Raw genomic sequence first — 13,091 nt, 5'->3', positions numbered from 1 at the left:
CGGTGCATCGCAAGGCGCCGGAGCGTCTCGATAGCGGAGCTATCGGGGCGTTTCGGCAACGCGGCGAGGTGCCGTGCCAGGCGCCGCGGCCCCGGCCCTGATCCGCCGGACAGGCCCTAGCGCCCGATGCCGCCCGATGCCGCCCGGCCGACGTCGCCCGTCTCGGCTCAGTCCACCCGGACCGTGCCGAGGCGGGCCACGGCGGCCGGGTCGCGGTGGTCGAAGAAGAGGGAGCGGTCGGTGTCGAGGCCGGAGATGGCCGCCATCTCGTCGTCGGCGAGTTCGAAGTCGAAGACGGCGAAGTTCTCCGCCATGCGCTCGGCGCGGACCGACTTGGGGATCGTGACGACCTCGCGCTGGATCAGCCAGCGGAGCACCACCTGGGCGACGGACTTGCCGTGGTCGGCGCCGATCCGGCTGAGCAGGGGGTGGCTGAACAGGTCGTTCCGGCCCTCGGCGAACCCGCCCCAGGACTGGATCTGCACCCCGTGTTCGCGCATGAGGGCCTGGTCGGCGGCGCGCTGGAAGAAGGGGTGGGTCTCGATCTGGTTCACGGCGGGCGTGATCTCGTTGTGGAGGAGGAGGTCGAGCAGCCGGTCGGGGTAGAAGTTGGCGACGCCGATCGCCCGGGCCAGGCCCTCGCGGTTCGCCTTCTCCATGGCCCGCCACTGGCCGTACACGTCGCCGAAGGGCTGGTGCATCAGGTACAGGTCGACGTGGTCGAGGCCGAGCCGGCCCAGGGAGGCCGCGAGCGCGCGCTCGGCGTTCTGCTGCGCGGGCGCGTCCTGGACCCAGAGCTTGGTGGTGACGAACAGCTCCTCGCGCGGGATGCCACTGGCCCGGATGGCGCGCCCCACGGCCTCCTCGTTGCCGTAGGCGGCGGCGGTGTCGAGCAGCCGGTAGCCGACGGCGAGGGCGTCGGTGACGGCCTGCTCGGTCTGCTCGGGCGGGATCTGGTAGACGCCGAAGCCGAGGATCGGCATCCGGACGCCGTTGCTCAGGGTGACGTACTCCATCGGGCTTCCGTTCGGTGGTACGGGCGGTGGTCCGGGCGGTCGGGCTCCCCAGCCACGTTCCCGTACCCCCACCGCCCCCGCACCCCGGCGGGCGCCGCCCTCCGCGCTACGCCGGCCCGCCCAGGGCCTCCGGGTCGGCGGCGTCGAGGCGGGCGGCGAGCGTGGCGAGCCGGCCGCGCAAGTCGCTGATCTCCGCCAGGTCGAGGCCGGTGGCGGCGGCGATCCGCCTGGGCACGCCGAGGGCCTGCTCGCGGAGCGCGACCCCGGCCCCGGTGGGGCGCGCGGTGACCGAGCGCTCGTCCTCGGGGCTGCGCCTGCGTTCGACGTAGCCGGCCGCCTCCAGCCGCTTGAGCAGCGGCGACAGCGTTCCGGAGTCGAGTCGCAGGTGCTCGCCGATCCGCTTGACCGGCAGCTCGCCGTGCTCCCAGAGCACGAGCATGACCAGGTACTGGGGGTAGGTGAGCCCGAGGTCCTTGAGCGCGGCGCGGTAGACGCCGTTGAAGGCGCGGGTCGCGGCGTGCAGCGAGAAGCAGATCTGGTGGTCGAGCCGGAGGAACTCCGCGTCCGGGTCCGTGCCGGGGGTGGTGTCGAGGCCGGGGGTGGTGTCGAGCGTCGCCATGACTCCAGGGTACGGGACAGCACCTCGCGAGCGATTGAGTTGTGCACAATTGAATTGCACGCTACGGTTTACCGCAGACACCGACCGCACCGCACCCGGAACGGAACGAGGACTCCATGAACGCGATCTACACCGCCGTCGCCACCGCCAACGGCCGCGAGGGCCGCGCCGTCAGCTCCGACGGCCACATCGACCTACCCCTCGCCCACCCCCAGGCGCTCGGCGGCAACGGTCAGGGCACCAACCCCGAGCAGCTCTTCGCCGCCGGGTACGCGGCCTGCTTCGCGAGCGCGATGGCCCTCGTGGCCCGCCAGGAGAAGATCGACATCGCGGATGCCTCGATCACCGCCGAGGTCTCCATCGGCAAGGACGAGACGGACGGCGGCTTCGGCCTCGCGGTCGTCATGCGCGCCGAGTTCCCCGACCACCTGCAGGGCGAGCCGGGGCACGCGCTCCTGGAGAAGACCCACGCCTTCTGCCCGTACTCCAAGGCCACCCGCGGCAACATCCAGGTCGAGCTCGTCGTCGAGTGATCCTGGTCCCGGACACGCCCGAGGGCCCGTACGCGTCCCCCGACGCGTACGGGCCCTCGGGCGTGTCTCCTGTGCTCAGCCGAAGCGGCCCTCCACGTAGTCCGCCGTGCGCGGGTCGCGGGGGCTGCCGAACATGGCCTCCGTCGGACCGTGCTCGACGATCATGCCGGGGGTGGACTGCTCGGCCAGGAAGAAGGCGCACTGGTCGGAGACGCGGGCCGCCTGCTGCATGTTGTGCGTGACGATGACGATCGTGACCTCGTCCGCGAGGTCACGGATGGTCTCCTCCACGCGCCGGGTCGAGGTCGGGTCGAGCGCCGAGCACGGCTCGTCCATCAGCAGGATCCGCGGCCGGACCGCCAGCGAGCGGGCAATGCAGAGCCGCTGTTGCTGGCCGCCGGAGAGCGCGCCGCCGGGCTGCCGCAGCCGGTCCTTGACCTCCTTCCACAGCCCCGCCCTGGTCAGGCACTCCTCGACCAGGTCGTCCCGGTCGGCCGCCGCGATCCGGGTGCCGGTCAGCTTGAGCCCGGCGGTGACGTTGTCGTACACCGACATCGCCGGGAACGGGTTCGGCTTCTGGAAGACCATGCCGATCCGGTGCCTGGCCTCGGTGAGCCGGCGCCCGCGCGCGTAGATGTCGTCGCCGTCCAGGAGCACCTCGCCGGCGAGCTCGGCGCCGGGGATCAGCTCGTGCATCCGGTTCAGGATGCGCAGGAACGTCGACTTGCCGCAGCCCGAGGGGCCGATGAGCGCGGTGACCCGGCCCGCGGGCATGGTCAGCGAGACGCGGTTGAGGACCTTGTGGGTACCGAACCAGGCGGAGATGGAACGTGCGTCCAGGTGGGAGGCCACGACTGTCCTTACAGGAGGTTGGGGAGGAGGAGCGCTGCCTGGTCGCCGGCCGCGAGGGCGAGGGCGACCAGGACGGGGAAGCCGACCAGCCAGACGTGCGCGCGGGGCACCCGGGAGCGTGCCCAGACCAGCGCGGCGGCGGCGAGGAGCAGGGCCTGCGACCAGAGGACGAACGGCAGCCACGACGAGGGCTGCCCGGCGAGCGGGAGTTCGTCGGCGGGGACCTTGCCGAAGCGGAACGCGGGGGCCACGCCCGGCTGCGGCGCCGAGATCAGGTCCGCGTCGACCTGGACGACCCCGGCAGGACGGTACGCGTCGCCGGTGGCGGTCATGAGAGTGAGCCGGCCCGTCCCCGGCTGCAGCGCGGGCGGCTGCGGGTCGCCCTCGCGCCGGACGCCGCTCACCCGGTAGGTGTGGTCGCCCTGCCCGGTGGTGACCGTGAAGGTCTCCCCGCCCTGAAGGTCCGCGAGGTGCCCGAACGGCCCCCCGTACCCCGCCTTGCGGCCCATCAGGATGCTGGCGCCGGCCTGGCCGGGCAGCACGGTGTCGCGCCGGTGGCCGGGTCCCGAGGCCAGCACCTCCGCGGAGGTGCCCTCGCGGACGACCTCCTTGACGCCGAGCTGCGGGATCGTCAGCAGCGCCATCGGCGTGCCCGGTTCGGTGTCCGCGCCGATGGGCGTGGTGGCGTTGGCCAGCGAGCCGCGGACCTCGGCGTAGCCGACACGGCGGTCCCGCTCGTGCTTCAGGTGCCCGAGCGGGCCGACCTGGGCGACGAAGCCGAGGAGCAGCGCGCCGAGGATGGCCAGCGCGCCGCCGACGGCCCACAGCGGGCTGGTGCGGGGTGCGTGTCCGGGGCGGGCCGGGGAAGCGCTCGGCGCCTCCGGCCCGGCGGGGACGGGACGCACGTCCACCGGGGTGGAGGTGGCTGTCATGGCGTGTGCTCCGTACGTCGGTCGTCGCGTCAGTTGCTGCCGAAGGTGATCAGTCCGCGCCTGCGGGCCCAGCGGACGGCGAGGGCGCCGACGGCCACCAGGAGGGCGCTGAGCAGACCGAGCACGACGGGGTCGGTGCCGGTGTCGGCGAGGCCGCCACCGTCGCCGCCGCCCGAACCGGAGGAGCCGCCCGCGCCGGAGGAACCGGAGGACGCGGGATCGGTGGTGGTGGGCGCCGCCGTGCTGGGCGGGATGCTGGTGGAGACGCCGACCGTGTCGCCCTCGGTCGCGGTCGCCGAGGGCGAGCCGGTGTCGGTCGGGGTGGGTGTGTCCGTGGTCGACGGAGTGCCGGAGGGCGTGCCGGACGGGGTCCCGGAGGGGGTGCCCGAGGGGGTGCCCGTGGGCGTGCCGCCCGGGTCGGTGTCCTGGTAGACCGTGTCGGAGGTGAACCAGACGGAGCCGGTGAACTCGCCGAAGGTCTCCGAGCCGAAGGCCTTGCGGCACACCACCGTCAGGTCGTACCGGCCCTCCAGCGTCGTGAACCCGGCCTCGTTGGCGTAGTCCCGCATGGTCATGGTCAGCGGCACGATGAAGCCGGCGCCGTTCGGGTCCTTCGGGTACGTGGTGAGCGGCGAGTTGCCGACCACGTTCTTGCCCTCGGCGGGGAAGCCCTTGCCGGCCACCTTCACCAGGACGTTGGTGGCGGGAGCCGGGCAGGCGGCCGAGGTGGTCAGGTCGATGCTGGTCTCGTCGGTACCGGTGGCGGGGTTGACCTTCGCCGTGCCCAGCGGCGCGGCCGAGGCGGTCGGCACCGTGAGGACGCCGACACCGGCGAGGACCACCGCCGCGGCGGCGGCGGCGCCGGCCGCGGTCCGCCGGGTGAGGAGGCGGGTGAACTGCACGATGAGCTCCTTGTCGGGGGTCTCGGGGGTCTCGGGGTGCGCGCGGGTGTCCTGCCGGGCCCGGTCCGTCTCCGCGGCCGCCACGCGCCGGTCCGTACGCCGCCGTCGGCGCCGCCACAGGAAGCCCGCGACGAGGAGCAGCAGCAGCGCGAGGAACGTCCAGGGCACCGCCCAGATCGAGACGGTCCGGGTCAGCGAGGGCAGCCGGGGGTCGACGCCCTCCCGGGTCGCGACGGGCTGCACGGAGACGACGGCGGAGGCGTGCACGAGCGGGGCCACCCCGTCGGCCTCGGCGGTGACCGTCAGGGCGTTGCCGGGGAGCAGCTCGCCGAGGTCGCGGACGCCCTTGGCGGTGACCGAGGAGCCGAAGATCCCGTTGACGCGGACGGCCTGGCGGGCGCCGAGCCGGACGTTGCCGCTGTTGCGGACGGTGTACGTGACGGTGGCCGAGCCGGTGCCGAAGGGGTTGAGGGTGCCGTGGTACTCGGCGCGGACGTTCTCCACGGTGAGCTCGGGCTTGATCGCCCCCGCGACCCGGAGGTAGACGCGGGCGCCGACCCGCTGGTCGAGCCGGACCTGGTTGCCCTCGGCGTCCTTGCCGGTGCCCGAGAGCGAGGCGACGATGCCGCCGGTGTGGTCGCCGGGGGTGACCTTGGCGGGGACGGTCAGGGTGAAGGGGACGATGACGTGGCTCTTGGGCTTCACCGTCACCTGGTTCTTCGCCAGCTTGATCCAACTGCCCGTGTCCGTCGGCTTCTTGTCGGCGGCGAGCAGGTCGAAGCCGCCGTCGACGGTGTTGACGGCGTCGCTCGCGTAGACGGCGAGGGTCAGCGGCTCGGAGCCGTAGTTCCAGAGCGCGATCTGGTCGCGGACGGCCGCGCCGCCGGTGACCCCGTACGAGAAGTGGGGCCGCTGGTCGGGCTTCTCGGGGCCCGCGGGCTGGACGCCGAAGACGGCCTTCCTGTCCTTGGGGCCTTCGGCGGCGGCGGCCGGACCGGCCGGCAGCAGCGTGAGGAAGAGCAGGAGCAACAGGCCGAGGGTTCCGAGGGTTCCGGCCGGTCGGAGCGGGCGGTGAGCGGTCATGACGGTTCTCCAGAGGTCAGGGGCGGGGCGGAACCCCGGGCGCGCGGCGGGTGGTTCGGGTCTCGCGGCCGTGCGCGGCGCGGCTCCGCCCCGGAACTCACGCCTGGATCAGATGGCGGTGAGGGTGAGCGTGGCGGTGTACGTGCCGGCCGTCGTGGAGGTCGGGACGTTCAGGGCCAGGTCGGCGCCGATGTGCGCGGTGCCGAGGCCGGTGCCGTTGGCGAGGGTGCGGGCGGCCTTCAGGCCGGCCGTGCCCGCGTCGCCGGGGGCGGCGCCGTTCGCCGCGGGGACGGCGGAACCGGGGGTGACGGTCTGCGCGGGCGCCTTGTCGACGACCTTCGGGGACCAGCCGAGGTTCTGACCGTTGATGGTGTGCGTGGCGCCGTCGGAGAAGTCGGCGACCTGGCCGCTGACGGTCCAGCCGGGGTTGCCTGCGCGGGTGTCGGTCAGCGTGACCGGGCTGAGGGCACCGGCGGTGGTGAGCAGGTCACCGTCGTTGTTCAGGACCGGCGAGGGCAGGGTGACCTGCGGGTTGTCGACGCTGATGACGAGCGCGCCGGCGTTGACGGTGGTGGTGATGGTCTCCGAGGCGGTCACGCCGGCGAACGCGCCGATCGTGTATGGGATCGCGGCGGAGTCGGAGCCGGTGTACCGGGCCGGGTCGGCCGGGACGAAGACGGCGGTGAAGGAGTGCGGACCGGCCGGCAGGCTGGAGGTGGTGAGCGTGGCGGTGCCGCCCACGACCGGGACCGTCCCGAGCGGGGTGGTGGCGCCGCCGACGGTGTCGGTGAACTTGATCGAGCCTGCCGCGCCGGCCGGGGAGACCGTGCCGGTGAGGGTGACCGGGCTGTACTGCGGGGTGCTCGCCGCCGGGGAGACCGCGAGGGCCGTCGTGGTCTGCGTGGCCGCGGCCGGGTCGACCTGGTAGGAGACGGCCGACGAGGTCGAGCCGTTGTACGAGGCGTTGGACGGCGTGAACACGGCGGTCAGCGCGTGCGTGCCCGCCGTGAGGTTGCTCGTGGTCAGCGCCGCGACGCCGCCGGTCACCGTGACCGGGGTGCCGAGGTCGGCGGAGCCGTCCTTGAACTGCACGGTGCCGGGGGCGCCGGACGGGGTGACCGTGGCGGTCAGCGTGACGGCGGTGCCGACCTGCGCCGGTCCGGCCGGGGTGACCGCGAGCGAGGTGCTGGTGTCCGTCTTCACGGCCGGGTCGTTGGCCTGGTACGTCGTGTTGGACGTGAACCAGATGGCGCCGGTGAAGTCACCGAGGCTGGTGCCGTTGAACGCGGTCCGGCAGATGACGGTGAAGTCGTACTTGCCCTGGAGGGTGGTGAAGCCCGCCTGGGAGGCGTAGTCGCGCATGGTGGACGTCAGCGGGATGACCATGCCGCCGTTGCCCGCAGTCGGGTAGGTGGTGATCGGCGAGTTGCCGACCACGTTCAGGCCGCCCGCCGGGAAGCCGGAACCCTCCACCTTCACCAGGACGTTGGTGGCGTTCGCCGGGCAGGCGCCCGAGGTGGTGAAGGAGATGCCGCTGGTGTCCGCGCCGGTGGCGGGGGTGATGTCGAGGGTGCCGATCGGCGCCGCGTACGCCGCGCCCGCGGTCGCCAGACCGGCCGCGAAGGCGGTGGTGACGGCGGCGACACCGAGGGCGAGGGCCCGGGAGATTCTGTTCTTCAGCACGTCAGGCTCCTGATCAGGGGGTCTGCTTGGTGGTGTCGCCGCAGTTCGGGTTGGTCGCGAAGCCGTAGGTGTTGATCACGGCGGTCTGCTTGCAGATGCCGGAGTCGGGGCCGACGAAGACGTCGCTCCACGGCGAGGTGGCGACCTTGCTGGTCGGGATGACGTTGTAGACATCGCGCTTCACGCCGAAGCCGCTGTTGAGGACCGTCGGCGACAGGCCGTCGACGGTGCCGAGGATGGCCCGGCCGCGCAGGTCGGCGATGGTCTGCGAGGACTGCGACTGGTACTGCGCGATGGAGAACGGCACGATCGACTTGTCGTCGAGGACGCGGCCGTCGTGCTCCTGGACCGGGGCGGTGCCCTTCTTGTCCTTGACGCAGGGGTAGACGCCCGCGACCACGTCGGCCTCGGTGATGCCCATCTGCGACACCCAGAAGGAGCGCGTGCCGGAACCGGCCTGCGGCAGGTAGACCGTCATGTCGTAGTTCGGTCCGGCGCCCACGTAGGCGGGGTCGCAGTGGTAGATGGCCTTGAGGTCCGTCAGCGTCAGCTTGCGCGGGATCGACGAGCCGGGCGTGATGGCGTAGGTGACGCCGTCGATCGCGAACGGCACGTACGTCAGACCCGGGTTGGCCGCGCCCAGGCTCAGCGAGGAGGAGCGGGAGAAGTCGAGGCAGCCGTTGCCGGCCTGGAGCGAGTTCAGGAGCGCGGTACGCCCGGCGCCGGAGCCGTTGGGGCGCGCGATGGTGCAGTTCGGGTTCGTCGCCGGGTTCTTGGTGGTGATGGTGGCGGAGCCCGTGGCGTCGTAGGAGCCGATGGCCTTCTGGCCGTTCACCATGACGACGTCGGCCAGGCCGTTCATGACGTCCTGGGTGGTGTCGGAGCCGACACCGGAGAGCACGCGGTACTGCGGGGGGCCGGCCGGGTCGGCGGAGGCGAGGCCACTGCCGACGGTGACTGCCGCGAGCACCGCCGCGGCGAGCGCGAGGCCGGTCTTCTTCTTGTTCACTGGGGGTTCTCCTCAGCTAGGCTGCGCACCGGGTGGTGCCCGGGGCGCGTGTGCAGGACTTCCGTTGGCGCGGACGAATCAGACGTTTTCGGGCATCACCTCCTCAGTCGGGTGCGTGCGGCCGCCAGCAGACGCGGCAGGTAGCGCGGCAGCAGCGGGCCCGTGAAGGCCGCCACCGCGCCGACGATCAGACAGATGAGCAGGGCGTTCCGGACGAAGCCGACGGCCCAGCCGGGGGTCGGGTCGCCCAGGGCGGACGCGGCGGGCGCTCCCGGCGAGGGATTGCCGGTGACCGGCGGCGCGACGACCTGACCGGGGCTCGCGCTCGGGGCGGTCGTGGCCTGCGTCCCGCCCGCGGCCACGCCGCCGGACCCCGTACCGGGCCCGCCGGCCGTCCCGCCCGTACCGCCGCTCGCGCCGTCGGAACCGCCGGCCCCGCCGTCGCCGGACGTGCCGCCGTCGCCCGTGCCCGGCGCGGGCGTGGTCGCCGACGGGTTCTTGCCCGCCTGCGTGGTGACCTGCTGGGCGACCTTGCGGGTCTGCGCGCGCAGGGCATCGGGCAGCGGGGCGTAGCCGTGCGGCAGGGTGCCGGAGGCGACCCCGGGGGTCTGGCCCGCGCCGGCCGCGTAGGTCAGCAGGGTGCCGTAGTCACGGCCCTCGGCGGGGGTCAGGTCGGCGGGCACGGTGGCGGCGAAGGTGACGACGGTGAGCGGGTAGGCGGCCGGGTTCCTGGTGGCCGGGTCCGGCACGGTCACCCCGTCGGTGCCCGGCTTGCGGGCGTTCGCCGCGGCGGTCAGGGACGCCGTGTCGGGCGCCACGAACTTGCCCGCCGCGTTCAGGAGTTCGGCGCGCAGCAGCCCGTACCGCTCGGCGGTCGCGGTGTCGGTGACGGCGAGCACGGCCCGCTGACCGGCCGGCTGCGGCGGGTCCTTCTTGTACGCGGGCGGGGTGGCGGTCGGGTCCCAGGAGGTACGGGCCAGGGTGTCGCCGCGCCCGGCCGCGCGGGCGGCGGCGTGCATGTCGGTGGCGTACGGCTTCTTGTCCTGGATGCAGAGGGGGAAGTCGGGCCGGTCGTCGAAGGGCTGGCAGTACGGGTCGCTCTTGGGGAAGGAGTCGACGGGCAGCTTGATGTTCCTGTAGTGCGGGTTGACGGTCGTCCCCGCGTTCTTGGGGTCGCCGTGCGCGCCCTGGTTGTCGGGCGTGCCCTTCAGGAACTCGGCGGCGGCCGGGTCCTGCGCCACCCACGCCCACAGCTGCCGGGTGGTGTCGGCGAGCGGCTGCGGCACGAGGGCGTCGCCGAGCTTGCCGCCGAAGTCCAGGTCGGCGTACTCCGGGTTGAGGCTGATGAACTCCGGGTCGCGGCCGAGGTTCTCGGGGTTCTTCGCGACGCTCTCGGCGAAGCGGGAGACGCCGTCGCGGTAGGACTCGGTGAGCAGCTTGGCGACCAGGCGCGGGGTCAGCCGCAGGGTGCCCATCCGGGTGCCGTTGCGCTGCTTGACCGCGTCGGGGGCCCGGAAGGCGGCCTGGCTCTCGATGAAGTAGCCGATGGTGATGCCGGAGAGCGCGACCGGCGCGTAGACGGGCTTGCGGTGGGCCTCGCGCGGGGTGGTGACCGGGGCGTGCTCACCGACGAAGACCAGACCGGGCTTGCCGGAGAGCAGCTTGACGCGCGCGGTCTCGTCGGGGACCTGGGCGTAGCCGTAGATGGCCTTGGCTCCGGTCCTGCAGAGCGCGGGCTGCCAGCGGGTGACGGCCTCGGCGGCCATCTCGCTGCCCAGCGTGCCCCGTTCCTCGGCGCCGATCGGGCAGTGGCTGCCGATCGGCTCGAAGCCCAGCGGGACGGTGATGCGGTGCTTCCAGTTGGCCGGGGAGAGCGGTGAGGACTGCAGCTGGCCGCTGGACTGGGAGGTGTACGCGCTGTGGTCGACCTCGCTGGTGCCGCGCGGGACGATCACCAGCCAGCAGCCCCGGCCGGTGACCGTGCCGCCCTGCTGCTCCGTGGCGTCGCCGCAGCCGAGCCCCGGGGCCTCGACACCGGTCTGGGCCTCGAAGTAGACCTCGCCCTCGCCGCGCGCGTTGGTGCGGGCGTAGGGGATCTCGTTGGTGCTGTTGACGTCGAAGAACTCGTTCCAGTTGCCCGGGCTGACCTCGTCGCCGGTGACCGAGCGGAACGGCGCGTAGGAGATGCCGCTGGGGCTGGGCGGCGGCAGCGGCTGGTTCTCGGAGTCCTTCAGGTGCGCGCCGTAGTTCAGCTGCCGGCTGTTGGTGTACGCACCGGCCGCCTGGTTGCCCGCGCCCGCGCCGAGCGCGGAGGAGCCGCCGAACTGGCACTGGTCGGTGCCCGGTCCGCGCTCGTCGCCCCAGCACTGCATGATCTGGAGGTAGTTGGCGGCGTACGCGGTGTCGGAGACGGTGGGCGCGCCGCCGGTCCAGGTAATCCTGACGACCTGGTTGACGAGGTTGCGGGTCTGGCTGACGGTGATCTTCAGGTCGGCGAACTCGCCCTTCCCGGACACGGTCGTCCGCGAGTCGTCGCCGGTGGCGGCGTACGCGGGCGGCGCGGCCGGGTCGAGGCCGGTGCCGACGGTGGCGACGACGGGGACCAGGACCAGACAGAGGGCGCCGAGGAGGTGCCGCAGCCGGGACCGGCCGCCGAGGGTGCGCGTGCGGGTCATCGGGAGCCCTCCCCCGTGCGTCGGACGGCCAGGCGCCGGTGCAGCAGCGGCGGGCCGACGGTGATGCCGAGGAAGAGCAGGGCGCCGAGCACCATCAGGGCGGTCTGGAGCCCGCTGCCCAGGCCGGCGGCCGTGGTCACCGGCACGCCGTACAGGTCGCCGCCTCCACCGGAGCCGCCCGCGTCCCCGGCCGCGATCGGCTGGCCGGTGTCGGGGTCGAGCGCGCCTCCGGTGGCCGCGCCCGTACCGCCGCCGGCACCGGCCGTGGCCGCGCCCGCCGTGCCCGCGGTGGCCGCGCCGCCGGTCGCTCCCCCGGTGGCTCCCCCGGTCGCGCCGCCGCCGGAGGCCGTACCGCCGCTGCCGCCGGTCGCACCGCCGCCGCTGCCACCGGAGCCGCCCGTGGCCGAGCCGCCACCCGAGGAACCCCCGGTCTTGGTGGGGGTCTTGTTGCCGCCGGTGCCGGTGTCGCACTGGGTGGCGCCCTTGAGGTCACAGGCGGGCGGGTACGGCGCGGACTTGGCGAGGGTGTTGGTGCCGTCGCTGGAGAACGTCGGGTTCTTGCACTTCTTGATGTCGATGCTCTCGGCGGCCACCCCGGGGATCCGGCGGACCTGCGTCAGGCCCGCCTGGACCAGGTTGATGGGCAGCGGCGAGTAGCCGAGCCGGTCCACCGACTGCTGTCCCTGGCAGAGGAAGTAGTACGCGAACGCGCCGAGCGACTTGCCCTTCTGCGGGTTGAAGTTCGACTCCAGGGCGGTCGGGACGATCATGTAGCTGTAGCTGGAGAGCGGGTAGGTGCGCGGGTCGGTCGAGTTGTAGACCCCGTCGAGGCGCTGGGTGAGGTCGGCGTTGATGGCCGCCTTGGTGAGCGAGACCGCGACGTTCTGGGCGGTGGGCTCGGTGTAGTAGCCCTTCTCGTTGAGGATCTTGGCCACCGGGAATCCGGTGGTGGAGACCGCGTACGAGTACTCGACGTAGGTGATCGTGCCCTGGTTGCCGTCCTGGGCGACGTAGCCGGAGACGCCGTTGGAGCCGGACTGGCCGACGAAGCCCTTGCCGCCGATGACGGGGAAGTTGGAGGTCGGGCCGCAGGGGGTGCGGCGGCCGGCCTTGGCGCAGTACGCGTCCCACAGGCCCGCGTGCTTCTTGCTCAGCCAGGTCGTCAGCTGGGCCGTCGTGCCCGAGCCGTCGGAGCGGACCACGGGGACGATCCGGCGGGCCGGGAGGGCGGCGGCGAGGCCCGGGTTGTCGGCCTTGATCGCCGGGTCGTTCCACATCGTGACGGTGCCGGTGAAGATCTTGGCGACGTTCTCGCCGGAGAGCCGGAGGTTGGTCACCCGCCGGTTGCCGATCCTCAGGTTGTACATGAAGGCCGTGCCGCCGGCGACGATCGGCATGTAGCTGAACTTCCGCGAGGGCGGCGGGTCGGCGACACCGGAGTCGTTGATGCCGTAGGGGATCTCGGAGACGGCGAAGTCGACGGTGCCGTTGCGGAACTGGTTGCGGCCGTCGGAGGAGCCGGTGCCGTTGTAGTTGACCGTCATGCCGTACTGCTTGACGTTGGCCCGCCACTGGTCGAGGGCGTTCTGGCTCCAGGTGGAGCCCGCGCCGGAGACCGGTACGTAGCTCTCGGCGGCGGCGGGCAGGGCGCCGGTCACCAGCAGCGCGAGGGCGGTGACGAGCACCGCCAGGGTGCGCCGCAGCACGCGCGTGGGGAGCGCCGGGGGGCGTCCGGACATGGAGGTCTCCTGATCGGGGTGGCGGGTCGTACGGTGCGGCGGCGAGTG

Annotated in this window: 10 protein-coding genes; 1 reads left to right on the top strand and 9 read right to left on the bottom strand. The window is 73.1% G+C overall.

The window, feature by feature from the left end; all coding sequences use genetic code 11:
• Positions 1 to 167 precede the first annotated feature (167 nt).
• Both AB0E14_RS24810 and AB0E14_RS24805 read right to left on the bottom strand, forming a co-directional pair.
• Positions 168 to 1,016, bottom strand: a complete 849-nt coding sequence (locus AB0E14_RS24810) for an aldo/keto reductase (RefSeq protein WP_362422050.1) — start codon at positions 1,014 to 1,016, stop codon at positions 168 to 170.
• A gap of 106 nt (positions 1,017 to 1,122) precedes the next feature.
• Positions 1,123 to 1,635 (bottom strand): MarR family transcriptional regulator, encoded by a 513-nt coding sequence (locus tag AB0E14_RS24805; protein WP_362422047.1) that lies wholly within the window; start codon positions 1,633 to 1,635, stop codon positions 1,123 to 1,125.
• A 116-nt stretch (positions 1,636 to 1,751) separates the two neighbouring features.
• On the opposite strand from AB0E14_RS24805, the gene AB0E14_RS24800 reads away from it, so the two are divergent.
• Positions 1,752 to 2,168: an organic hydroperoxide resistance protein gene (locus AB0E14_RS24800; protein ID WP_362422045.1), complete on the top strand. Its 417-nt coding sequence runs from the start codon at positions 1,752 to 1,754 to the stop codon at positions 2,166 to 2,168.
• A 75-nt stretch (positions 2,169 to 2,243) separates the two neighbouring features.
• Here AB0E14_RS24800 and AB0E14_RS24795 read toward each other — a convergent pair whose 3' ends face one another.
• The 7 genes from AB0E14_RS24795 to pstS all read right to left on the bottom strand — a co-directional run bounded on the left by AB0E14_RS24795 (position 2,244) and on the right by pstS (position 13,043).
• The gene (locus tag AB0E14_RS24795) at positions 2,244 to 3,008 is read right to left on the bottom strand and encodes a phosphate ABC transporter ATP-binding protein (RefSeq protein ID WP_362422056.1); all 765 of its coding nucleotides are present in this window, start codon (positions 3,006 to 3,008) and stop codon (positions 2,244 to 2,246) included.
• A 20-nt stretch (positions 3,009 to 3,028) separates the two neighbouring features.
• Positions 3,029 to 3,952 (bottom strand): sortase, encoded by a 924-nt coding sequence (locus AB0E14_RS24790; RefSeq protein ID WP_362422043.1) that lies wholly within the window; start codon positions 3,950 to 3,952, stop codon positions 3,029 to 3,031.
• Positions 3,953 to 3,981: 29 nt separating this feature from the next.
• Positions 3,982 to 5,937 (bottom strand): DUF916 domain-containing protein, encoded by a 1,956-nt coding sequence (locus AB0E14_RS24785; RefSeq protein ID WP_362422041.1) that lies wholly within the window; start codon positions 5,935 to 5,937, stop codon positions 3,982 to 3,984.
• Positions 5,938 to 6,045: 108 nt separating this feature from the next.
• Positions 6,046 to 7,620, bottom strand: coding sequence for an Ig-like domain-containing protein (locus AB0E14_RS24780; protein ID WP_362422039.1), 1,575 nt, complete (start codon positions 7,618 to 7,620; stop codon positions 6,046 to 6,048).
• Positions 7,621 to 7,633: 13 nt separating this feature from the next.
• Complete coding sequence (locus tag AB0E14_RS24775) at positions 7,634 to 8,629, bottom strand: substrate-binding domain-containing protein (RefSeq protein WP_362422037.1); 996 nt, start codon at positions 8,627 to 8,629, stop codon at positions 7,634 to 7,636.
• A gap of 95 nt (positions 8,630 to 8,724) precedes the next feature.
• Positions 8,725 to 11,304, bottom strand: a complete 2,580-nt coding sequence (locus AB0E14_RS24770; RefSeq protein ID WP_362422034.1) for a hypothetical protein — start codon at positions 11,302 to 11,304, stop codon at positions 8,725 to 8,727.
• Positions 11,301 to 13,043, bottom strand: a complete 1,743-nt coding sequence (pstS, locus tag AB0E14_RS24765) for a phosphate ABC transporter substrate-binding protein PstS (RefSeq protein ID WP_362422031.1) — start codon at positions 13,041 to 13,043, stop codon at positions 11,301 to 11,303. Before pstS ends, AB0E14_RS24770 begins: the two co-directional genes overlap by 4 nt.
• Positions 13,044 to 13,091: the final 48 nt, after the last annotated feature.

Source organism: Streptomyces sp. NPDC047981, from assembly GCF_040653315.1.
Lineage (GTDB): Bacteria > Actinomycetota > Actinomycetes > Streptomycetales > Streptomycetaceae > Streptomyces.
This window is presented reverse-complemented; position numbering and strand designations above follow the sequence as displayed.